Consider the following 22,607-nt stretch of genomic DNA (forward strand, 5'->3'; position numbering starts at 1 on the left):
CTGCATAAACTATTTCGACTTAAATAGTCCCAATAATTTTTCCCAGAATCCTTCTTTCTCTGCCTCTTCCTTCTGTGTCGCCGCCGCTTTTGGCTTTTCTATGCCCTCTGCTGCAAATACAAACTGCACGGATTTTACATTTTTATTCTCAGGCGAGGTAAAAGAAACCGGTGTGAAATCGGAATTCCTGTAGGTCTCCAGCATCTCATCTATACTTTTTTTCACCTCATCCGGCATTCCCGATGTCTGGTCCCTGAGAGCCTTTAATCCTCCGGTCAGCTGAGACATCCCGTCCGCCAGTACCGCCGCGCCGCTGTCCAGCGCATCTACGCCGCCCAGAAGTTCCGACGCGCCCTCTTCCGTTTGCTTCATGCCTCCTGCCAGGCCTGCACTCCCTTCTGCTACGCCCCGGATCCCTTCGTCGATCTGCCCATAGCCCCCGGCGAGCTCCTTTATGCCGCCCATATAGGCTTCAAGCCCCTGGTGGAATTGGGTATACTGGTCTGACAGCCCGGCTATTCCTCCTGCCAGGTCTTTCAGGCTGTCGGGATCCGCATCCTTAAGCTGTCCAAGTCCTGCCGCCATATCCCGCATACTCTGTATTACCTGGGCCGTGCTCTCCTGCAAAGGCTCAAAGTTCTGCCTGACTCCGGCATATGTCTGCGATAATGCGGCAGCTGCCGCATAGTTTCCCGCAAGCTTTCCGATGACAGCCTGCGTCTCCGGGGAAATGGCCTCCGATTGCTGCAGTTCCCCCAGTGCCGCATAAAGTTCTGCATCCTGTATCTCCGTAACAGGATAAGCATTCGCCACCTGATCCATTGCTGCAAACATCCCGGCATATCCCGCCTGTATGGCCTCAAGACCGTCGGCAAGCGCCGTCAGCCCGTCCGGCATTGCCTGGAGTTGTGCCAGATCCAGGCTGTTAAGTTCTGCTGTTCCACTTTTCAGCAGCTGAAGCGCCTGATCCACCTGCGCAGATCCGCCGAGCAGCTCATCTGAACCTGCAGCCGCCTGTTCCAGGCCGCTTCTGAATTCCCCTGAACCAGACTGAAGAAGTCCTGCTCCGCTGCTTAGTCCGTCGGCTCCGTCCTTTAACTGCCGGATTCCATCGCCAAACTGTGCCGCGCCGGCCTTCAGCCCTGCTGTTCCTGATTGAAAGGCATCCACTCCGCTCTTCAGCTGATCTGCCCCGCCATCCAGTTCCTTAACTCCTTCCGCCAATTCTCCCAGCCCGTCCGTCAGTTTATCAATCTCTTTCAGATCCAGCATGTCCGCTCCGGCTGAAAACGGCACCGCCGCTATGGAGATTCCTTTCATATAAAAATCAGTGGCGTCGGCATACACTTCCATCTTTCCGGCAGTCTCCGGCATCACGGTAAATGTCACCTGCTTGTCCGTTCCCGCATTTGCGATCGTTGCATTCTCTGCAGTAATAAGATCGCAGACGGAAGTATCAAGTGTTACGGTAACCTGTAACATATATTTTTCATAAAACAATGCCTCTGTCTTTGGATTTTCAGAGGTTAGGATGGTTATGCCCACCCTTCCATCCGCGCCCCCCATCTCAGAAGGCGGAGTCTCTTTTCCATCCAGCCTGTACGTAACCCGGACATTCCAGGGCAGTTCTTTGCTGACCAGATTGCCCTGATAATAGAATCTGCCGCTGTCAGCTTCCGTACTTACCCTGCTGCCTTTATATTCCAGTTCCCTTGTATCCGTCAGATTTTCTACCAGAGAGTACTCGCCATAATCAGCCACCGGCCCTGCCTCCTGAAGATCAAAAGCATTCACAACATAAATGTCACCTACTTTTCCGTCTGCCGCCAAAGATGCATATACAACTTCCTCTTTTGTCATATTCTGTTCTTGGGCGGCCTTCACCTCCTTTGCCCCTGTACACAGCACAAGTGTCAGCACAGCAAATGCAGCTACATATCTCCTGCCGTATGACAGAGATTTCCGTATATTCACAGAAGCTCCCGGCATACAGGCCGTGGCGTTGGTTCCGCAGTAAACTGCAAAATTGTGTATCTGTTCTTTCCATCTTTTCATCGCTTCACCTCCCTGTAAAATGCGGCATGATATGTTGTCGCTTCGATTGCCCTGTCAAATAAGAGCAGAAGCATCGGCAGTATCGCCGCAACCATCGCCAGTGAAAGAAACGTGCCTCTCCCGAGCAGCAGCCCTAACTCCGCAACAATCGGATTGGAGGACGTCAGCTTCAGACAGAAGCCGGCCGATGCAAGAATCAGCGCCGAGGTCATAATCGCGATCAGGTTCCGGTTCAGCACCTCTTTGACGGCTTCCATTTTCCCCATCGTCTTCCGTCTGCCCAGATAATTATTGGTAATAAAAATAGCATAATCTATCGTTGCTCCCAGCTGCACCGTATTGATGACGAGAAATCCGATATACACCAGCGAATTTCCCGCAAAATATGGGACGGACAGGTTGATCCATATCGCCGCTTCTATGATAAAAAGAAGGAGCAGGGGAAGGAGCAGGGACTTGAATGTCAGGAACAGTGTCAGTGCTATTGCAGCTACCGCCAGCCCGTTAACCAGCTTTGTATCGCTGGACACGATTTGTTTCATATCAAAAAGGTTTGCGCTCTGTCCGCAGGAATACGCCTCATCATAGTATGCCGCCGTGGTATCCCGCACTTTTTCCACCAGTGAAAATGCCTCTTCCCCTTCCTCACTTGTATCCGCATTTACAATGATCCGGGCGAAATGCTCAGAATAAAAATTCTCTGTAATTTCACGATCCAGATACCCGGACGGAATTGTATTTCCCACGCTGGAAACATAGGAAACCACACTGTTTACATGTTCCAGTTCCTCAATCTTATTACACAGCAGAAGCTCCCTGGCCGGATCCCCTTTAGGCACCAAAAGAACAATCGAAGCAGTCCTTCCGAACACTTCATTGATCTTTCGGCTGTCCTGCCCCAGCTTCATGGCTGCATTCGCCTCGCCCATTCCATAGATAAAGCTGGACTTAGACTGCGCCTTATAGCAGGGAATGACGAGCAGCAATACCAGGATCAGTGCCGGAACGCGGATCTTCAGCAGCAGCGTTCCTGCTCCTTTCAGTTCCGGAAGCAGTTTCCTGTGCTTCGTCCTGTCGATCAGCCTGCAGCATAACAGCGTCAGCGCGGGCAGAAATACCATGACCGACAGATAGCTGAGCACAATCCCCTTAACCAGGTTCAGCCCCAGGTCTGATCCAATCCGAAACCGCATAAACATCAAGGCCATAAACCCAAACAGCGTCGTGGCCGCACTGGCTGCAACGGAAGGAAAGGCCAGTTTCACGGCTCTCACCATCGCAAGTTCCGCATCCTCTGTATGCCTTCTCTGTTCCTCAAAATTATGCAGCAGAAAGATCGCATAATCCAGAGAGACAGCCATCTGCAGGATCGGGCTGATTGCTTGTGTAATATAGGATACCTCCCCCAGAAATACATTGCTGCCCATATTGACCAGCACCGAAATCCCGATGGCCGCAAGAAACAATACCGGTTCAATCCAGGAGGAAGAAGTAAGCAGAAGAATCACAATAATAATGGGAATCAGAATCAGCATGGCATTCATGGATTCCTTCACCGAAATCTCCTGAGAAAATGCATTCGACGCCGCATCTCCGTCCAACGCATTTTCTTCCCCGATCAGTTCGCGGACGGCAAGAGTGGCATCCATCTCTTTTCCCTTATGAATGGTCACGTTAAAAAGCGCATTCCCCTCTTTATAGTAGGCCTCCACCGTTTCCGGATCCGCCATCTCCAGCGGTTCTTTCAAGTTCACCACATCATCCAGCCACATGACAGAATCTACCCCGTCAATCGCTTCAAGCGCCGCCTTGTACTCCAGCGCCTGCACTGCAGTGACATTTTCCACCATAACCCTCTCATTGGGCACTGCCTCGTGAAACTCATCCTGCATAAGAGTAAGCGCCGTCGTTGACTGCGCATCCTCCGGCAGATAGTCGATCAATGCGTAGTTCACCTTCACCTGCGTCATAAGAACAGCACACAAACAAGCCAGTACAAGAAATATTCCTACCACCAGCTTCCTATGCCCTGTAATCATGCGGGCCATTCTTTCCATGCAGCCACCTCCCGCCAATCATCCCGTGCCTTGCACCAGAACGATTTAACAAAATCTCAGGGGTCCAAATTTGTAATATATCGGAACAGCTTTCACTCCACGCTCCTGTCCGACAAGATCTAATTTCATTCTACCTTCTTTGAATACCGCCGTCAATTCTTTATAGAATGCTTTTATATTCCCTAAGAAAAGTGTTATAATAACCCCCATAAAACAGAAAAGGAGATTTGTTAATATGAGAGCTTATGAAAGACTTTTGAAATATGTTGTGATCCGCACACCGAGCGATGAAAACAGCGAAACCGTGCCTTCAAGTGAATGCCAGTTCACTCTGGCGCGCCTGCTGGTGCAGGAGCTGAAAGACCTGGGGGTGTCTGATGCAAAGGTGGATGAACATGGTTATGTCTATGCGCATCTCCCCGCCTCACCGGGCTATGAAGATAAAACAAAGATCGGGTTTATCGCGCATATGGATACCGTTTCCGACTTCTGCGACCACGATATCATTCCCGTCGTTACTGAGAATTACGATGGAAAAGATTTTGTTCTGGGGACAAGCGGCAGAACGATTCGTACGGAAACGTTCCGCCATCTGCCGGACCTTAAGGGCCGTACTCTGATAACCAGTGACGGGACAACCATACTTGGTGCGGACGATAAAGCCGGAATCGCAGAAATTATGACGGTAGCCGAACTTTTGAATACAGAGAGGATTCCCCACGGTCCTCTCTCCATTGCCTTTACACCCGATGAAGAGATCGGAGCCGGCGCCTCCCACTTTAATGTAGAGGAATTCGGTGCGGATTATGCCTATACACTGGACGGAGATACAGAAGGCGAGATTCAGTTCGAAAATTTCAACGCATGTAAAGCCGATTTTATGATAGAAGGAGTGAATGTCCACCCGGGTTCCAGCAAGGATACCATGGTCAATGCCAGCCTGGTTGCCATGGAGATCAACTCTATGCTTCCATCCGGGGATACGCCCCGGGATACGGAAGATTACGAAGGCTTCTTTCATCTGGTAAGCATATCAGGCGAGGTAGGGCATGCCAAACTTCAATATATTGTTCGCGACCACGATGCAGCCTCCTTTGAGGTGCGTCAGCAGACACTGCGTCATATCGAAAAACTGATGAACGAGAAGTGGGGCCCCAATACGGTCAAACTGACAATCACCCAGCAATACCGCAATATGTCCGAGATTATAGACGGCTGCAGGCACCTCATCGACAATGCCGTAAAAGCCTGCGAAAACGCCGGTGTCACACCCTTAATTCTTCCGATCCGGGGCGGTACGGACGGCGCCCAGCTTAGCTTTAAGGGGCTGCCCTGCCCGAACCTGGGTACAGGCGGACATGGATACCACGGCCCGTATGAGCATATTACTGCAGAGGGGATGGATCTGGCGGCAGATGTCGTTCTTGAACTCGTTAAGATATATGCGGCAATCTGATTTCATTTACCTTAATGCCCTTTTCATAAACAGTGACTGTAAAAAGGGTTTAAGGAAGAGTAAACTGCTTACTCTTCCTTAAACCCTTCCCCGACAACTTCATTCGACTCCATTATAACCGTAAATGCAGTGGGATCCACCTCTCTGATCATTTTCCGGATCGTGTACATCTGCTTATTATTGCAGGCACACATCACAACTTCTTTTTCAATCCCCGAATAGCTCCCCCTGCCCTTCAGCAGTGTAGAACCCCTTCCCGAGTAGTGGTCAATCTTATCCGCAACTTCCTGCCCCTTCTCCGTCACAATCAGGGTCATCTTGCCGGCATCAATGCCGTACATAAACTTATCAATAACAAATGTCAGCAGATAAGTGATAATAAATCCATAAATCGTCCCGTCTACATCCTTAAAAATATACCCGCCGACTGCCACAATGATCGCATCTGTAATAAATACAATTCTCCCCAGAGTCAGATGCGGCCGTTTTACTTTGATCGAAACCGTGATAAAATCCATCCCCCCTGTCGAAGAGTTGTTCATAAATATCATTGCATAACCAAGCCCGGAAAAGATCCCCGTACAGATTGCCGCCAGCATCCGGTCCCCTGAATATACCGGGAAAAGCGGAGCTACATAGTCAATAATCAGGGAAGTAATAATAACCGTCCTCACGGAGCGCACAAAGAATTCCTTCCCCAGGGTTCTGTAGCACCCAATGGCAATCGGCACATTCAGCAGCATAGTCACCCACCCGATCGGCATTCCGAATAAATGATAAAAAATCAGAGCAATACCCGAAATACCCGCCAGCGGGAAAGCGGCATTCGCTGCAAAGTTATAAATTCCGAGCCCAATCAGTATGCCGCCTACAACATCAATCATAATATCGTAAGCCAGCTTTTTAAAATTCATTTTTTTCATAAGCTTCACCTCATTCTCTATAGCATTCCCAAATAAGCACAAAAAAGAACACCTACAAATTATAAAATATAATTCGCATGTGCTCTTCTCTGTTTTTTAGTCTAATCCATCTTCAGCAATTTGTCAACACCACGGCTATCTTATCATACATGTTATCTATCGCCGCACACAATCCACAATTTTCCTGCATACGCTTCTGCATTTACATCCAAAGCCCTGCTTCAGTACTCTTAAGATCCCCCACATGCCGGATTCAACATCCCATTTTAGGCTTCCCGAACGATAAAGGTAATCGCCCGGACAGCACGGAGGATCTATCAGCTCCATATTAAAAGTATTCCCAATGCTGACTGCCCCCTGCACAGGGATAATCCTGGAATAGGGGTCAGCCGGCTGCTCTTTCCATTTACAACCGTGAATAACAAAGCTTGTATTTCGCGGCTTATCTGCCGGCATCATGGTTCTGAAGATAACCCGTTCTCCGGGATAGGCGGTAAAAACAGGGGTTGCCGGGTCACCATGTATCACACTACTGAATATCTTTGAAATTCTCCAGTCTTTTTTCAGCCGGTTTGCGAACCTCTCGGAACGGTAATTAAAGCCCTTCTCTCCCGTGTCCTCCGCATCCGGAGGTTCACCATTGTCTCCTACTGTGGTCTGTACCAGAGTCCCCGTTTTATCCAGCATACGGATTCCGCTCTGAATCATAACCACACATTCCCTGAATGGATCCGTTCCAGGTGCGGTTATAACTGCCTCTTCTTCATGCAGTGCCTGAATCACAGAATCCTTCCTATACCATTTTGCACCCGGAGGCTCGATGATAACAGCGCCAAACAGCCCATGGTATCTGTGGTTTCTCAAATCTCCAAATGATTGGATGATACAGGAGCCGTATTCCTTATTTGCAAACCATAAATATTTTTTGCTCTCGCCCGGCCCTACGGTCTGCTCCCGGTTGTTATAGCCCACGTTAACGCCCGAATCACAGATCGGATCATATTTTAGGAACTGCGGATTTAAGGATACACGCATGGAGGGCTTATGCGGAAAATCAACGGGTACTACCGGATAGTCAAAATACTGGATCGGCCTATGATTGTCAAAAAGATTATGCAGCGTGACCTCTATCCAGTCACCTGCATTTGCGCGTAGTATCAAAGGCTTTGGCTGATAATCCCACTGCATTGCGTCCGCCACCTCTCCCAGCGGTACAAACATCAGACCGTCCGGGTCATGGTCGCCATACCTGTTATAAGAAATTCTTCTTTGAATTGCCGCTATTTCATATTTGCGTACAACCGCGTTCACTCCCGGGCACGGTGGCAGCGGAAGGATGCGGTCTGGACCTTTACACAACGGCTTCAAACATTCTTTTCGTTCTCCATAGGCTCGGATGATTCCCCACAAGCCTAACCACACGTCATCAATACCCCCAAAATAGTAAAGATAATCTCCGGGCGCATATTGATCCGTAATATGGATATTAAATGCTTCTGAAATTCCAATAGCCTGTGCTGCCGCATCCGGGGAAGCAGGATCAGCCACCTCCCTTTTCCAGTTCATGCCGGTAAGGTTAAAAGCATGCTGTTCTTCATGTGCCCCGTCCAAAAGGCGGATCATGATCTCATCCCCAGGATAGGTTTCCAGAATGGGCGTGGATGGATCTCCATGGTATAGCGAACTGAAAATATATGCCGGGTCGCTGTGGCCCTTCAGTCGTTCCCGCATAGGCTCTGAGCGGTAATTAATGCCCATAACGCCCGGATCATCATGGGAACCGGGAACTGCCGGCGGGTTCAGAGGATTCCCAGCCTTATCAAACAGAAGTGCAAAATCATGGACAAACAACCCGAATTCCCGGAAGGATGTTCCGTCTCTTCTTTTTATAACTGCTTTTGTACCGAATCTCAACTCTTCTCCTGTGTGTATATCATGGAATGTAGCGCCTGCCTCTTCCACAAAAAGCGAACCAAATACTCCGTGCTGCTGATGGGAATTAGCAAATAAATGGTCATGGAAAAATACCGCCCTAAGCTCTGCGTTCAGGAAAAACCTTTCTATCAGCGTCTCATATTTTCTTGCCCCTGCGATATTATTCCAGCCATTTGCCGCACCATCTGAAACTATGGTGTCAAATTTAACCAGATGGATATGGAATCCCACAATGTCCGTTATGGTGAACATTTGAAACGGGCTCTCTTCCAGAAATTCCGGGAGCAGATTGGTCATTCGTACTTCCACACAATCGCCTGCATTCGCTCTGATAACAAGAGGCTCCGGACATATCTCCCCGCACGCAATCTTTTCGATATATGCATCCAGTCCTCCGTGCTTTAACAACTCTTCTTTTAATACAAAAAATCTCCCCTGAGGGTCATGCCAGCCAAAATGATTATATATGACATCTGCCTGTATCAGGGCAATCTCGAATACCTTTACATTTTCTTCATCCTGCACACATTTACAGATACTGCAGTCCGTATGGCAGGGACAAGTATCTGTAAAAAGTGCGCCCGGTGCAAAGCCCTCTGCAAAATTTGCTTTCTCTAATTCTGTGGGTTCTACTTTATAATTTCCTTCCACGTCCAGAACACCCAGGGGCGGCTGAAGTGGACGCGCTCCAAATGTGCCGTTGATAAAATTCGGGTATCCCGGGTGCAAGGCATCCTTTTTAGGCGGAGCTATACGGTCTTTTAAGGGCAGAAGCGGCGGGATCACCGTTTTGTCCGGCAGCCTGCCAGTTCCGTCCTCCAGCCTGTCGTGTATCCGCCATAGTGTCCACATTCCTTCGTGAAAATGCGGGTAGAGGTGGCAATGAAAGATGACATCTCCTATAGTTCCATTCAGGCTCCCTGCTCCATGGAGAATGTCAAGCGTATAGCATTCCTGAGGGCTTAATGATACAGAATCCAAAATCGTAGAGCTCGGATTATCCCCCTCCAGCTTCCACTGATGGTTGTGCAGATGGAATACATGTGTCTCCTTTACACCGCCGTGAATTAAACGTATTTTAGACGGATCACCTACATAAGCCCTTAATATGGGCGGTGCAGGATCTCCATACACCCAAGAACTCATCGAGATGTCCTCTCCCGTATCTCCGTGCCCACCTGTAAGAGGAAGACGGTTTCTCATAGGTTCGGACCGGTAGCTGATTGCCGTTGTACTTGACGGCAGGCCGGTGTGCGGATCAACAGGCGGATTTCCGTCTTTGTTTTTAATCTCCAGCTCATCGTGGAAAAAGATCGCATATTCCCGGAATGAAGGGTGTACGGGATGGTAAATATCGGCGAACAGCCCGCTTTGCAATTCGTCCCCTGTCTCAGGATCCAGCCATACGGATTCCGGTGCCTCTACTATAATGGCCCCAAATAACCCATGTATATTGGTCCCTTTTTCTCCGCTTCTGGTATCCCCCATATCCTGAAAAGAAAAAACTCCCTCCCTTGTCGCGTACCATGTATATTCAATCCGTCTCACCGTAGTAGAGTCCCTGTTAAATCCCACACTGGCCCCGTCAGATGTCTGTATATCATAGGCAAGCCCCTGCACATGGATAGACAAAGATCGGTTAATCGAGTGAGTAAAAATAATTGTAACCACATCGCCGACATTTGCCCGTATAACTAAGGGTTTCACTTCTTCAAAGGGCTGAGGCGGAACTAATGAGAAATTGCGCAGCGCCCCCTCCCTGATTCTCTCTGCGTCTTTTTTTAATACATATAGCAGACCATCAGGATCATGATCGCCGTATTTGTTGTAAACTATAGGAAGTTGGATTGCTTCTATTTCATAAAACCGGTGTTTCTGTTTATCCGGATAACAACATAATTCCATAACATCCCCTCCTAATGCTCACAGCCAGATTCCAAAAGCCGGATATAATGATTTGCTTCACGCAGTACATGATCTGCTAGAAGAGGAAGAATTATGGATGCGATTTTGCAATCCAGAATCCCCTCGGTCCCAGCTGCTTTAAACTCACGGTATTTCAGTGTCTCGTTTAATGATGCTTTGGCCAGGCTATTCGCCGCCCGGCAATCCTGCTGTCTAGCCCTTTCCAAAAGCTCTTTGTATTCCAGCGCAAACTTATCTGCTGTTACAATTAGTTCCGCTTCCGAAGGATCCAGCAGCCCCCGGATAAATAAAGCGTGCTCCATCATAATCCTGTTCCAGAATTCTTCTGTCTTCTTCAGATTTTTATAGGAGAGCTGACTGTCATTCAATAATTCCACCACTGTAGCCCGGTATAGTTTTGCTTCCCTGAGGATATGCTCGATCAGCAGGGGGTAATTTGCATTGTACAGTGCCCCCCTGCTGACTTCGTCCAATATATTTTCTTTAAATGCAATCAGTCCGTCTAAAAGCTGCAGCGCTCTGTTATTGATAGCATGGACCGCCTTGGTGGCATCCCTGCCCTAATGCAGATTAAAACCCGGGCGGATATTAAATTCCTGCATGGAAATCCTGGTGTCAATAGATATCCCGCTAAGGTGTTCCGTCCGCCTCTCGGCCGGTACTGTAAATTCTGTCACCAGCTCCCCGGACTTCAAAATCATTCGATTGACCCGATTGCTGCTAATACGCACTGTATCTCTTAACAGGTTCTCAAACTGCTGCCTGAACCAGTCTGCTCTCTGAATCCATGTTTTATCCACGCACGGGAAGCCCGCCTCCAGAAAAAGGCTGTGCTCCTTCATAATTCTAGAAAAAAATAAATGTGTCTCAATTGATAATACTGCATAATTTTCCATACTTTGTCATACCTTTTTATTTTAGGGGTTACCCTAATATATGCGGCAGTAAAATATATGGTGTTATAAAACACCTAAATAGCTGCTGTCATACATAGAATTATCTTTCAAAATCCATTCCCCACAGACGCAAAAAGAGTCCTGCATTCCTGCAAGACTTTTTTTAAACAGCTTTTCCCCTAAAGACGCTCACTGTTTCCCGTCATGAATTTATACTCTGCAACCGACCTATCGAACCCTTTGATATGTCTGTAGAGCCACTCAATTACATTCTTATTCACCTGCTCCACAAAAGCATTGGACGGCCCTTCTTCTTCCTCCAGCATCTCATAAAGTTCTTTTACAACTGTTCTGAGCTTCTCATGCTCCTTCTTATGTTCGTTAATCCCCGGATACTCAATCTCTTCCTGGAGTTTCTCCTCCGTTGAAAAGTGGAAATCGGTGTAGTCTGCAAGGTAATCCAGCGTCTTAATCGCCACCAGCTTATCCTTTCCGCTCTCACAGCTTTCCAGAAGTTTATTGATCTTATCAATCAGTTCTTTGTGCTGTGAATCAATCATCTCATTTCCTGTTACTAAGCTGTCATCAAATTCTGCTCTCATCTTGTTCTCCTCCTAAATCTCTCCATTTTTAAACTTCATGATCATTTCATTTGTCAGACTGTCCCTCTGGGGGCCGGCAGGAATCTCCTCCCGCTCAAACCATTCTGCCAGGGCCAGTTCTTCCTCATCCAGCGTAATGGCATCGTCTCCCTCCAGATCACAGTAAAAGCCCATCAGCACAGTGTCGCTGAACGACCATGGCTGGCTCTTATAGTACCTGACATTCTTTACCTTCAGCCCCACTTCTTCCATGACTTCTCTTTTCACGGTTTCCTCCACGGTCTCCCCGATTTCCACAAAGCCTGCAAGAAGTGCGTATTTTTTATATGCCCTACCGGCATATTTGGACATCAGCAGCCGGTTGCCGTCGGTTACACCGATAATCGTTGCCGGGCATATCTTGGGATACTCCATATTATGGCACTCTTCACAATAGAGCATCCGCTCTTTCTTATCTTTTTTCATCGCCGAACCACAGTGCCCGCAATACCTGTGATTCTTGTACCAGCTATACAGCTGATATCCGGTTATCCCCGCAAATGCGCGGTATTGAGGATCTGCCCTGCGGAAAATCTCCGTATTCTCCATCGCAAACGCAGAAAGCCGTTCTCTGTTGATCTCCTCTACCAGATAGTAGCGTTCTTCATCTATGGAAAATAAATATGTATACTCTTCGTATATCTCCTCATTAAGCCGCTCCAGATCCGCAAATCTCGGGAATTCAATTCCCTCCGCCGTATTCTTTATCAATGCGGTATGTTCCTCATAATATAAGGCAATACTGTCCCTGTCCGGGGGGACCGGGTTGTACCCGTTGTCGTATTGATGTGGTGCAATATCCTGTATCATTCGTCTTACCCGCTTTCCCAGTTATCCTATTTATCATAGGTTACTATTCACGGCTTATGGGCCGTGCATAGTAACTATCATAACACATTTTTTTCTTTGCTGCACCCCGGATATTGACTTATCCCAAAAACTGTTAAATAATAGTGTTACGATTCATGCTCTGCGGTACATTCGCCGTACGAACCTGTTTCTTTCCTGTACCAAAATGAGTTTTAGAGTTTAAATACAGACCATCCGCAAAAAGAAAGGAGCTCACTATGAAAATTGTATTTCTGGACGCAAAAACAATCGGGGAGGATATTGACCTCTCACGTTTTGACCAGTTAGGTGAAGTTGTCAAGTACCCCTTTTCCACCTCCGCAGAAGTACCGTTACTATTCACAGTCGATTTAGCGTTCATTCTTTAGGAAGCTCGTAACAGAGCTTCTTTTTCTTTGCCATAATGCACAAACATAGTGGTCATATTTGTATATATTTATAGCCACTATCCATTGACAATTAGTAGTGGTTATAATATAATATATATAGCCATTATTCGTTGAAAGGAGATTCACCATGTCTACTATCGTTCGTCATTATGATAAGAAAACCGGCAAGACCCGAGTTTATGAGTCTACCCCTCACTATGATCCCGTCACAAAGCAATCAAGACCTAAGAGAAAATATCTTGGTACACTTGATCCAGAAACCGGGGGATTAATTCCCTCTTCCGGGCGTCGCGGAAGAACTTCATCTTCAGATAATAAAACCACTAATACTGCTACTGACAGTTCATCTTCAAGGATCAAATCTCTTGAAAAGAGTTTGGCAGATAAAAATGACGAGATATCTGCTCTCCAATCCGAGATAAAAGCTTTGAGAGCCACTATTCGATCCTTCGAGAAAATATGCAGTTCTATATCTGCTATTCTTACAAAGGTGCCTGACAATCTATGATAAAGTTTACCGGTGATCTGCGTTGCGACTTTGCAAAGGCAACCGCAGAAATAGCAAAACTAAAAGATCGTATTCTCGGCTACCAGGAGGAGATTGCCAGTCTCCGCAGGTCTGTTAAGAGTCTCCAAAAATCAAAGGATTCCGATAAAAAATGATATCAAGAATCCTTGTCCGAGAAGGACGCTGTTATCAAGGAACTTCAAAACAGGCTTGCCCATGCGGAGGCTCTTCTTAATCATGATGGCAGCAATACCGGTACTCCGACATCACAAACACCGATAAATAAAAACAAACTCATACCAAACTCCCGACGTAGTTCGGGCAAGCCTAAAGGCGGACAGGTTGGACACGAAAAATCATCTCTGAAAGAGCCGGATGAATCCGAGGTGACCGAAACGATCGAACATCCATTGCAGGATGATGAGTGTTGCCCAAAGTGTGGTCTCTCTGACTGCACGCCTACCGGCGAATCCGAGGTCAAATACGAATACGATATACGCATCAAAGTAGTAAAGATAAGGCATGAATTCTTTTACTACGAATGTAATAATTGCGGAACCGTATTTCGCTCTCAAATACCACCGACGCTCAAGGAAAAGGCTCAGTATGGCAGTGAATTACAGGCACTCGCTTTATCCCTCACTAATACTGTCAATGCGTCCATGAATAAGGTCTCTATGTTTCTCGATGGTATCACAGGCGGAGAATTAACCCCATGTGAGGGATATGTTGCGAAGCTGCAGGTGCGTGCCGCAAAGGGACTGCTTCAATTTCGAGAGGATCTTAAGCTTTTGCTCATCACGCGCAAGATAATCTACTGGGATGATACGGTAATCATGATCCTCACAGAAAGAGCCTGCTTTCGTTTTTATGGCGATGAAACCATTGCTTATTACACCGCTCATGCCCATAAGGATATGGAGAGCCTTGATGATGACAACGTTTTAAATCTCCTGACTTCTGCCACAAAAACAATGCACGACCACAATACCGTAAACTACAACAAGAAATACAGCTTCGAAAACATCGAATGTAACCAGCATCTTCAAAGAGACTGCCAAAAAAACTCTGATAATACCTGTCATAAATGGTCTGACGATTTAAAGGAGCTTATCAGCTCAACCATCAAGGAACGCAATGACGCGATTGCCCGGAACGAGTCTTCTTTTGATGAGTCCTACATCTCACAATTTTACAAGAAAGTGGATGAATATCTTGCAAACGGCTGGTCTGAAAATGAGGCTGATCCCAACAATTATGGTGCGGCATGGGAAAGAACCCTTTTGAACAGAATTGCCACTTATCGCAGACCATACTTTCTATGGGTAGAGGACTTCAGCTTGCCTACCACAAACAACCTCAGCGAACGTGGACTTCGTGGTGTGAAATCCCATATGAAAATATCTGGCCAATTTGAATCTGAAGCCGCAGCGGACAATCATGCACTCATCAGAACATACATAGAAACCTGCCGCCGAAATCACATCAATGAGATCGACGCTCTAAAACGTTTGTGTACCGGAAATCCCTATACAGTTGAAGAAGTTTTTTCCTCATCACCTCCTCTTTGAAAGTCGATTCAAATATGAAAAATCAAGCGGAAATGACACCCGCTCTATTTGTCATGCCCTAATCGACTGTGAATAGTAACGAAGTACCGGAACGTGTGAAGGGTGCAGACGTCCTCATTATAAACAAAATAACCATCAACAAACAGACTATCCACTCCGCAGAACATCTGAAGCTTATCTGTGTGACGGCCACGGGGACGGACGTTCTGGATAAAAAATATCTCGAAAAGAGAGGCATTGCCTGGCGCAACGTTGCAGACTATTCTACGGAATCCGTCGCCCAGCATACCTTTGCCATGCTCTTCTATCTGCTGGAAAAACTGAGTTACTATGACAATTATGTAAAAAGCGGCCGCTATGTGAATGACACCTCATTCTCTCATTTTGCAGAGGCTTTCCATGAACTTCAGGGAATGACCTGGGGTATCATCGGGCTGGGCAATATCGGCCGCAGGGTGGCATCCATTGCGGAGGCTTTCGGCGCCCATGTCATCTATTGTTCCCCGTCCGGCGCGCAGCCGCAGCCCGGTTATTCGCAGGTGGACTTTGAGACACTCCTCGCGTCCTCGGATATCGTCTCCGTACATGCCCCTCTGAACCAGTATACCGAAAGGCTGATGGACGAGGCCGCTTTCCGTAAAATGCGGTCCCATGCGATTTTCCTGAACCTCGGCCGTGGCCAGATTGTGGAGGAATATGCGCTTGCCGCCGCACTAAACCAGAACCAGATCGCTGCCGCCGGCCTGGATGTCCTGGCCAGAGAGCCCATGTCCGAAGACAGTCCTCTGCGTTCCATCCAGGACAGCCGGCGGCTGCTCATCACGCCCCACATTGGCTGGGAGAGCGTGGAATCCCGTACCCGCCTTATGGAAATCATTGCCGGACAGATCAGTTCCTTCTTTTCTTAAAATGAAACACCGAAGACAGCATCATAAGCACGGCCCCCGTAGCCAGGAAAAAGTCACCGAGATTATACGTAATCCTGGTGATTTTTTCCCATTTTGTTTTAAAGCCAACGTAATCAATCACATAGCCGCGTATCCATCTGTCAAAGGTATTGCTCCACGCTCCGGCTGTCATCAGGGACAGACCCGCTTTTTTCAGGTAATGTCTCTTTCTGACCAGTGTAATGCACTGATAGATCGTAAGCAGCATCGTCACGATGGCAAAGGATACCTTCACAAAGTCCTGATGGTCTTCGAACAGGTTCAGGCACATCCCTTTATTATATACCTTCCGGATCAGAACCCTGCCCTTACATGCGGTGCGCTCTTCGCCCTTATTCATATATCCTTCCACATAAGACTTTATCGCAATATCAATCAGCGCAAGGCTCAGCGTCAGACTCATTAAAACCAAAATAATCATGGGGCTCCCCCCTACTCTTCAGTCATGGATTTTATTTTTTCTTCCGCTTCCTTTGCCTTTTCCTTGACGGCCTCGGCCGCATCCTCTGCCTTTTCCTTTAAAGTACCGGCAGCCTCAGCGGTCTTCTCCTTCACTGCATCAGCAGCCTGCGCGGTTCTTTCTTTTACGGTATCCGCCGCATTCTCCGTCTTTTCTTTTATCGTGTCTGCTGCATTTACTGTCTTTTCTTTTATCGTATCTGCTGCATCCTCTGTCTTTTCTTTCGCAGTATCTGCCGCTTTTTCCGTCTTATCTCTCACATTTTCAGCTGTAGTACCTGCTTTTTCTTTTATGGACTCCACAGTGCTCTCTGCCTTTTCCTTCACGGTTTCAGCGGCGGCTTCTGCTTTTTCTTTCACTTTCCCGGCCATATCCACGACTTTTTCCTTCACAGCGTCTGCATAGTCCCCCTCCTTAGCCGGAGCCTGCTCCGGAACTTTTGATCCGCAGTGCGGACAGAACGCCATATCCTTTGCCACTGACTTACCGCATCCTCCGCAGGTAACATCACCTTTCACATCCGAAATCTGCTGCTCATACTTACCGATGCTTTCCTCTCTGTTCTGAATCGCATCACAGATACCGATGGCCTCTGAATCCACTACCTCGCCGTCTTTATAATGGTTATAAACCATCTTCCCAAGTTCAGCATAATCTCTCTCATTGCCACGTTCCAGCGCCCTGATCTGATTGCGCAGCCACTGGACCTCTACTGCCTCCCCCGCTTTATTTGTCACTGTTTCCGCTGTTTCACCGATTTTTCTGCCCAAGTCCTCAAAAAATGATTTCATATCTGTATATCTCCCTTCGTATTTAAATCCTGTCACATACGGATTCATATTTATATACATTATACCCCATAATATGCCAACTTCAACCGATTTCCTTTTATTTAATATTATTTTAAGCACTGATCCTGATTATAGCATCCCTATAAGATCCCCGCATATTCTGCTATCGGATGTTCATATACATATTAAAAAACAGAATGGATATTTGAAATGGATCCTAATATATGCAGAGAACGCATTTTGTCTGAAGATTACCGTGATTTTGTCATATTCGATGCAATTCCTCAGCCTCTGGCAAACGTCCCGCGGGACCAGTTATGCGAGCAGGAAGCCGATTTTGGGTACCGGTGTATTTATGCCTCCACTATACAGGCTGATCCGGTCAACCTGGGAAGATATACATATCTATCCATCCCCAAATGCTATTCCCTTTTGAGTATGGAGGCGCTGAATCAGTCCGGTATTCTGGCAATTCAGAATTATCCCACCCTGCAGCTGAAAGGGAACAATGTCATGATCGGATTCATAGATACGGGAATTGATTACGCAAATTCCATTTTCCGCGGCCTGGACGGCTCAACCAGGGTTGCCGGGATCTGGGACCAGACAGTGCAGTCCGGCGCGCCGCCGGAGAACTTTTCCTACGGAACCGAATACACAAGAGAAATGATCAATGAGGCGCTACAGTCCGACGATCCCCAGTCAGTAGTGCCGTCGGTGGATGAGACAGGACACGGCACCTTCATCGCCAGTATTTCAGCAGGCAGTGGAAACCCTGAGGAGCAATTTATTGGAGCCGCACCGGAATGCACAATCGGCGTTGTCAAATTGAAGCAGGCCAAACAATACTTACGGGATTATTATTTTATTCCTTCTACCGTTCCTTGTTACCAGGATACCGATATCCTGCTTGGCCTGCGTTACTTAAGCGAACTGGCTTCAGCCCAAAACATGCCGCTTGTGCTGTGCATTGCACTGGGCACCAGCCTGGGCGGGCATATCAACCTGACACCGCTTTCTCAGGTTCTGGAGGGATACAGTATTCTTAACAGCCGCATTCCCGTCGTCGGCGGGGGAAATGAGGCCGACCAGAGGCACCATTATTCTTACGAAATACACAATGGGGGGTCTGCTAATTCGGTGGAGATACGGGTTGGAGAAAATGTCCCCGGCTTTGTAATGGAATTATGGGCAGATACTCCCAATGTACTGTCCATCACCCTGACCTCCCCCTCTGGAGAAACAACCACGCCGGTCATCATGGAAACCAACGCCAGCTCCGAGTATAATTTCATATTTGAAAGGACGCAGGTCACTGTCAGTTACCGTCTCATCGTAGAAAGAAGCACGTCTGAACTGGCTTTTTTCAGCTTCAAGTCGCCTGTTCCCGGCATATGGAAGGTAAACGTTACCCCTGTGCAGACCATAGACGGACGGTTCCATATCTGGCTGCCTGTGAAAGAATTTATAGGAGGCGAGGTCTATTTCTTAAACGCAGATCCGTACTATACGCTGACGAATCCCGGCAACACGATCAGCACAATTGTTGTCTCCTATTATGATGGATCCAACAACAGTATCGCACTGAGTTCCGGCAGAGGATACACAAGATACGAACAGATCAACCCGGATCTCACAGCTCCGGGCATCAACATAAAAGGGGCGCTTCCCGGAGGCCGCTATGCCGTCCGCTCTGGTTCAAGCATATCTATAGCCATTTCTGCAGGCGCCATCGCACTGCTTGTGGAATGGGTTATTTACCAGCTGGGCAGCCCGCGGATTGATTCTTACCAGATTAAGAGCATTCTGCTTCTCGGAGCCGTGCGCCCGCCAAATATGACGTTTCCAAACAGGGAATGGGGATACGGGCAGCTGAACCTGTTTAATACATTTGAAGCGATACGCAGATTCAGAAATCTGCCTTAAAACCGGCAGTCTATCTGCCGATTTACAGTCTCCTTAAAAACAGAAAGGACGCTTAATCAGCGTCCTTCTCCACGTATCTCATCAACATTTTCATAATAGCTTGTAACCATCTCATTTTCAGGAACCGAAGGCTCCTGAGCCGCTGCCGCACCCGGCCTGAATACAATCTTCAGCAGTACGGGAGTAATGATCGTCGTAACCACCACAACGATGATCACCGGTCCGAGAAATGCCGAACCAAGCAGCCCCAGGCCAGCGCCCTTACTCGCCACTATCAGTGCAACCTCACCCCTGGATACCATACCCACACCAATCCGCCTGGCCTGGTAATTCTGATATCCGCACAGCTTTGCGCCCAAACCGCACCCCACTACTTTCGTGAGAATTGCCACAATTGTCAAAACAACTGCAAATCCTACAATCGCAGCCGACATATCCGGCAGTACAACTTTAAGTCCAATGCTGGCAAAAAATACCGGCGACAGCAGCAGGTAGGAAATTGTATCAAACTTACTTTCCAGATATGTAGAACGCCTCACATTCGAAATAATCAGACCCGCGATAAACGCACCCGTAATATCTGCAACTCCAAATACCACTTCCGCGATATAAGACATCAGCAGGCAGAACACAAATGCTATGATCGTATGTCGGTGCAATTCCTTCCTGGCCTTGTCCACCCAGTTTTTATACAGGCGGTAAAAGAGGAAGCCAACCACACCAGCAAAGGCGAAGAAACCAAGAATTTTCAGCATAACCGTACCGATCTTTACGGAAGAGTCTGCCAGGCTTGTCACAATAGTCAGCGCAATAATGCCAAGAATATCATCTATAATAGCCGCCCCTAAAATTGCGTTTCCAGAGCGGGTTTTCAGTTTTCCCAACTCCTTCAGCGTCTCGACAGTAATACTTACTGAAGTAGCGGTCAATATTACCCCAATAAAAATGTTCTGCAAAAGAAGACTCGTGTCAACATCCGAAGCAATCATCCCCGGCCTGTTAAAAATATAAGCCGCGCCGAATCCCCCCAGAAGCGGAACAATAACCCCGCACAATGCAATCACCAGAGACGCTTTCCCGCTCGCCCTCAATTCCTTAATGTCAGTCTCCATTCCGGCGCAGAACATCAGTACAATGACCCCAATCTCAGCCAAAGACTGAATAAAAGAAGTCTCCTCAAGAATCCCGATACCTGCCGGCCCAAGCAAAAGCCCGGCCAGAAGCGCCCCCACCACCTGAGGCATCTGGACTTTCTTGGTCAAAAGCCCGAGAACCTTCGTGAATAACAGAATAATAGCCAAATCTAGTAAAAACCTGTAGCCGCTCATATCTTTCTCCTCACATTTCTCACATTAAATTATCCCGAACAGATAAAAGAATACACCCTTCTCATAAGATTTTCAAGCATTTCCATTAAAATTGATCAAATTTCACAGTCATTTTGTGCATTCTTTACTTTACATTTAAATCCAACTGCCGATGGTTTTGGATATATGAAACATCTCGTATTACCGCAGAAAAAACATAGAAAAATCTGATGGACAGGCTTTGCTTCCTCAGGCAAAGTCCAGGACAACAAAAGCCTCAAATCATCAGATTTGAGGCTGTATGTCGTCGGTTCCATCAAATTTTTCTATTGAATCTTTACGGAGAACAGGCCGAACGGCCAGTATCTATCACCACCGGCAGGCATCCCTGCCGGCGTTGTGTGCTCCTTCCGGGACAGACAAATGTCTCCCTAACTCAGCAGCAGTGTTTCCTGTCCCCTGAGCTGTATAATCGGCCCTCCCGTTCCTTCTATGTATTCTCTCGTTATAGTTACCTGCCCGATATTATCATCCTTCGGTATCTCATACATAATATCCAGCATAAACTCTTCTATAATTGCACGAAGGGCCCTTGCACCAGTCTTCTTTTTCATCGCTTTTTCGGCAATCGCTTCCAGTGCCCCTTCGTCGAATTCCAGGTTAACCTCATCCAGTGCCAGCAGCTTTTTGTACTGCTTGAGGATCGCATTTTTTGGTTCCTTCAGTATCTTAACAAGCATCCCCCGATCCAGGCCCTTCAGTGTAAAGATGATAGGCAGACGCCCTATAAACTCGGGGATCATTCCAAATGTCCGCAGATCCTCCATCGTAACCTTGGACAGGATATCCTCGTCATGCTCATATTTGTCTTTCAGTTCAGCGTTGAATCCCATGGATGTCTTGTGGGACAATCGCTCCTTAATAATATCTTCCAGATCCGGGAACGCCCCTCCGCAGATAAATAAGATATTCTTTGTATTTACGGTGGTAAGCGGCACCATGGCATTCTTGCTGTTTGCCCCCACCGGCACTTCGACCTCACTGCCTTCAAGAAGCTTGAGCAGTCCCTGTTGTACAGACTCACCGCTCACATCTCTCTGGCTGGAGTTTCTCTTTTTTGCGATCTTATCGATCTCATCGATGAAAATGATCCCCTGTTCCGCCCGCTCCACTTCATTGTCTGCGGCCGCCAGCAGTTTGGATACGACGCTTTCAATATCGTCGCCTATGTAGCCTGCCTCCGTCAAAGAGGTGGCATCCGTAATCGCCAGCGGCACATTCAGAAGCTTGGCAAGCGTCTTCACAAGATAGGTCTTACCACTTCCGGTAGGCCCGATCATCAGCATATTGGACTTCTCGATCTCGATGTCGTCCATGCTGTCCGTTGCAACTCTTTTATAATGGTTATAAACAGCCACAGACATTGCTTTCTTCGCATATTCCTGGCCTACCACATACTCGTCCAGCTGCGCTTTGATCTTGTGCGGAGCCGGAATATCTTTGATATTGATCTTTGGCGTTTCTTTTGGTTTATCCTTTTTCTTTTTGACCTTCTGGTTCTTCGGAATCTTGTCCTCCAGGTCTGACATCTTCATAAACTGTACGCCCGGCACATTCATAAACTTACTGTAATCAATGGCGCCATTGGTCATTGCGTCAAAGCTCTTCTGCATACAGTCCTGGCATACCGTGATGTGGTTGGGAAGTTCGATCATCTTCCCGGCAACGCTCTCCGGACGGTGGCACATCAGGCAGTACTTTTCATACTCATCATCCCCGCTGTCCTCTCCCTGGGCAGTCACGGATGTCTCCTTCTGCTCCTCCACAATGGTGCTGTCTTTTCCATCCTCCTTGTGGTCCTCTTCATCTATAATGACAAAATCTTTATCTGACATAGCTCTCCCTTCTTTCACTTACGCATTTCTCCCTCGTACAGGGTCTCTGGGGGCTCTGTACCTTCTCACATTCCT

General features: G+C 47.5%; 19 protein-coding genes and 1 pseudogene. 7 read left to right on the forward strand and 13 right to left on the reverse strand.

Annotation, left to right across the window (positions count from 1 at the left end):
- Positions 1-9 precede the first annotated feature (9 nt).
- Together BN1938_RS15860 and BN1938_RS15865 are read right to left on the reverse strand one after the other, a co-directional pair.
- Positions 10-2,055 carry a hypothetical protein gene (locus BN1938_RS15860; RefSeq protein WP_050641526.1) on the reverse strand — a complete coding sequence of 682 codons (2,046 nt, stop codon included), beginning with the start codon at positions 2,053-2,055 and terminating at the stop codon, positions 10-12.
- Positions 2,052-4,112, reverse strand: a complete 2,061-nt coding sequence (locus BN1938_RS15865) for an efflux RND transporter permease subunit (RefSeq protein ID WP_197278222.1) — start codon at positions 4,110-4,112, stop codon at positions 2,052-2,054. The genes BN1938_RS15860 and BN1938_RS15865 overlap by 4 nt, the downstream gene beginning before the upstream one ends.
- Before the next feature lie 235 nt (positions 4,113-4,347).
- Here BN1938_RS15865 and pepT point away from each other — a divergent pair, with 235 nt between their 5' ends.
- On the forward strand, positions 4,348-5,568 hold the full coding sequence (gene pepT / locus BN1938_RS15870) for a peptidase T (protein ID WP_050641527.1): 1,221 nt from the start codon (positions 4,348-4,350) through the stop codon (positions 5,566-5,568).
- Between the two features lie 68 nt (positions 5,569-5,636).
- Here the strand turns inward: pepT and BN1938_RS15875 are convergent, their stop codons facing one another.
- The 7 genes and pseudogenes from BN1938_RS15875 to nudC all read right to left on the reverse strand — a co-directional run bounded on the left by BN1938_RS15875 (position 5,637) and on the right by nudC (position 12,699).
- Positions 5,637-6,491 (reverse strand): YitT family protein, encoded by an 855-nt coding sequence (locus BN1938_RS15875; RefSeq protein WP_050641528.1) that lies wholly within the window; start codon positions 6,489-6,491, stop codon positions 5,637-5,639.
- Positions 6,492-6,647: 156 nt separating this feature from the next.
- Positions 6,648-10,331, reverse strand: coding sequence for a multicopper oxidase domain-containing protein (locus BN1938_RS15880; RefSeq protein ID WP_050641529.1), 3,684 nt, complete (start codon positions 10,329-10,331; stop codon positions 6,648-6,650).
- 11 nt (positions 10,332-10,342) lie between these two features.
- The gene (locus tag BN1938_RS24260) at positions 10,343-10,732 is read right to left on the reverse strand and encodes a DUF2935 domain-containing protein (RefSeq protein WP_369794804.1); all 390 of its coding nucleotides are present in this window, start codon (positions 10,730-10,732) and stop codon (positions 10,343-10,345) included.
- 15 nt (positions 10,733-10,747) lie between these two features.
- Positions 10,748-10,894: pseudogene (locus tag BN1938_RS24265) on the reverse strand (DUF2935 domain-containing protein); the annotation flags it as partial.
- An 18-nt stretch (positions 10,895-10,912) separates the two neighbouring features.
- Positions 10,913-11,248 (reverse strand): DUF2935 domain-containing protein, encoded by a 336-nt coding sequence (locus BN1938_RS24270; RefSeq protein WP_330581581.1) that lies wholly within the window; start codon positions 11,246-11,248, stop codon positions 10,913-10,915.
- Positions 11,249-11,427: 179 nt separating this feature from the next.
- Positions 11,428-11,850: a bacteriohemerythrin gene (locus BN1938_RS15890; RefSeq protein WP_050641530.1), complete on the reverse strand. Its 423-nt coding sequence runs from the start codon at positions 11,848-11,850 to the stop codon at positions 11,428-11,430.
- Between the two features lie 12 nt (positions 11,851-11,862).
- Positions 11,863-12,699 carry an NAD(+) diphosphatase gene (nudC, locus tag BN1938_RS15895; RefSeq protein ID WP_050641531.1) on the reverse strand — a complete coding sequence of 279 codons (837 nt, stop codon included), beginning with the start codon at positions 12,697-12,699 and terminating at the stop codon, positions 11,863-11,865.
- Positions 12,700-12,956: 257 nt separating this feature from the next.
- On the opposite strand from nudC, the gene BN1938_RS23475 reads away from it, so the two are divergent.
- The 5 genes from BN1938_RS23475 (at position 12,957) to BN1938_RS15910 (ending at position 16,114) form a co-directional block, all read left to right on the forward strand.
- Positions 12,957-13,106: a hypothetical protein gene (locus BN1938_RS23475; protein ID WP_330581582.1), complete on the forward strand. Its 150-nt coding sequence runs from the start codon at positions 12,957-12,959 to the stop codon at positions 13,104-13,106.
- 148 nt (positions 13,107-13,254) lie between these two features.
- Entirely contained in the window at positions 13,255-13,635 is a 381-nt protein-coding gene (locus BN1938_RS15900; RefSeq protein WP_050641532.1) for a hypothetical protein, read from the forward strand.
- Positions 13,632-13,790 (forward strand): hypothetical protein, encoded by a 159-nt coding sequence (locus BN1938_RS23480; protein ID WP_156320709.1) that lies wholly within the window; start codon positions 13,632-13,634, stop codon positions 13,788-13,790. Before BN1938_RS15900 ends, BN1938_RS23480 begins: the two co-directional genes overlap by 4 nt.
- A 12-nt stretch (positions 13,791-13,802) precedes the next feature.
- Positions 13,803-15,206 (forward strand): IS66 family transposase, encoded by a 1,404-nt coding sequence (locus BN1938_RS15905; RefSeq protein WP_050641533.1) that lies wholly within the window; start codon positions 13,803-13,805, stop codon positions 15,204-15,206.
- A 68-nt stretch (positions 15,207-15,274) separates the two neighbouring features.
- The gene (locus tag BN1938_RS15910) at positions 15,275-16,114 is read left to right on the forward strand and encodes an NAD(P)-dependent oxidoreductase (RefSeq protein ID WP_082203034.1); all 840 of its coding nucleotides are present in this window, start codon (positions 15,275-15,277) and stop codon (positions 16,112-16,114) included.
- On the opposite strand, the gene BN1938_RS15915 is transcribed toward BN1938_RS15910, so the two are convergent.
- The gene (locus tag BN1938_RS15915) at positions 16,095-16,574 is read right to left on the reverse strand and encodes a signal peptidase II (protein WP_050641534.1); all 480 of its coding nucleotides are present in this window, start codon (positions 16,572-16,574) and stop codon (positions 16,095-16,097) included. The genes BN1938_RS15910 and BN1938_RS15915 overlap by 20 nt on opposite strands.
- Before the next feature lie 11 nt (positions 16,575-16,585).
- Entirely contained in the window at positions 16,586-17,404 is an 819-nt protein-coding gene (locus tag BN1938_RS15920) for a zinc ribbon domain-containing protein (RefSeq protein ID WP_050642725.1), read from the reverse strand.
- Between the two features lie 210 nt (positions 17,405-17,614).
- Here BN1938_RS15920 and BN1938_RS15925 point away from each other — a divergent pair, with 210 nt between their 5' ends.
- Positions 17,615-19,330, forward strand: a complete 1,716-nt coding sequence (locus tag BN1938_RS15925; protein WP_050641535.1) for a S8 family peptidase — start codon at positions 17,615-17,617, stop codon at positions 19,328-19,330.
- A 56-nt stretch (positions 19,331-19,386) separates the two neighbouring features.
- On the opposite strand, the gene BN1938_RS15930 is transcribed toward BN1938_RS15925, so the two are convergent.
- Both BN1938_RS15930 and clpX read right to left on the reverse strand, forming a co-directional pair.
- Positions 19,387-20,658 carry a cation:proton antiporter gene (locus BN1938_RS15930; RefSeq protein WP_050641536.1) on the reverse strand — a complete coding sequence of 424 codons (1,272 nt, stop codon included), beginning with the start codon at positions 20,656-20,658 and terminating at the stop codon, positions 19,387-19,389.
- A gap of 410 nt (positions 20,659-21,068) precedes the next feature.
- The gene (clpX, locus tag BN1938_RS15935; RefSeq protein WP_050641537.1) at positions 21,069-22,532 is read right to left on the reverse strand and encodes an ATP-dependent Clp protease ATP-binding subunit ClpX; all 1,464 of its coding nucleotides are present in this window, start codon (positions 22,530-22,532) and stop codon (positions 21,069-21,071) included.
- Between the last annotated feature and the right edge of the window lie 75 nt (positions 22,533-22,607).

Origin of the sequence: Eubacterium sp. SB2, from assembly GCF_001244405.1 — a bacterium.
GTDB classification, from domain to species: Bacteria; Bacillota; Clostridia; order Lachnospirales; family Lachnospiraceae; genus Faecalicatena; species Faecalicatena contortus_B.

Bases quoted from the DNA above. Each gene is read 5' to 3' on its own strand.
- BN1938_RS24270 (WP_330581581.1), bottom strand. From the start codon at position 11,248: ATGGAAAATTATGCAGTATTATCAATTGAGACACATTTATTTTTTTCT.
- pepT (WP_050641527.1), top strand. From the start codon at position 4,348: ATGAGAGCTTATGAAAGACTTTTGAAATATGTTGTGATCCGCACACCG.
- BN1938_RS15880 (WP_050641529.1), bottom strand. From the start codon at position 10,331: ATGGAATTATGTTGTTATCCGGATAAACAGAAACACCGGTTTTATGAA.
- BN1938_RS15925 (WP_050641535.1), top strand. From the start codon at position 17,615: ATGGATCCTAATATATGCAGAGAACGCATTTTGTCTGAAGATTACCGT.
- BN1938_RS15875 (WP_050641528.1), bottom strand. From the start codon at position 6,491: ATGAAAAAAATGAATTTTAAAAAGCTGGCTTACGATATTATGATTGAT.
- BN1938_RS15920 (WP_050642725.1), bottom strand. From the start codon at position 17,404: ATGAAATCATTTTTTGAGGACTTGGGCAGAAAAATCGGTGAAACAGCG.
- clpX (WP_050641537.1), bottom strand. From the start codon at position 22,532: ATGTCAGATAAAGATTTTGTCATTATAGATGAAGAGGACCACAAGGAG.
- BN1938_RS15915 (WP_050641534.1), bottom strand. From the start codon at position 16,574: ATGATTATTTTGGTTTTAATGAGTCTGACGCTGAGCCTTGCGCTGATT.
- BN1938_RS23475 (WP_330581582.1), top strand. From the start codon at position 12,957: ATGAAAATTGTATTTCTGGACGCAAAAACAATCGGGGAGGATATTGAC.
- BN1938_RS15890 (WP_050641530.1), bottom strand. From the start codon at position 11,850: ATGAGAGCAGAATTTGATGACAGCTTAGTAACAGGAAATGAGATGATT.
- BN1938_RS15865 (WP_197278222.1), bottom strand. From the start codon at position 4,112: ATGGAAAGAATGGCCCGCATGATTACAGGGCATAGGAAGCTGGTGGTA.
- BN1938_RS15860 (WP_050641526.1), bottom strand. From the start codon at position 2,055: ATGAAAAGATGGAAAGAACAGATACACAATTTTGCAGTTTACTGCGGA.
- BN1938_RS15900 (WP_050641532.1), top strand. From the start codon at position 13,255: ATGTCTACTATCGTTCGTCATTATGATAAGAAAACCGGCAAGACCCGA.
- BN1938_RS23480 (WP_156320709.1), top strand. From the start codon at position 13,632: ATGATAAAGTTTACCGGTGATCTGCGTTGCGACTTTGCAAAGGCAACC.
- nudC (WP_050641531.1), bottom strand. From the start codon at position 12,699: ATGATACAGGATATTGCACCACATCAATACGACAACGGGTACAACCCG.
- BN1938_RS15930 (WP_050641536.1), bottom strand. From the start codon at position 20,658: ATGAGCGGCTACAGGTTTTTACTAGATTTGGCTATTATTCTGTTATTC.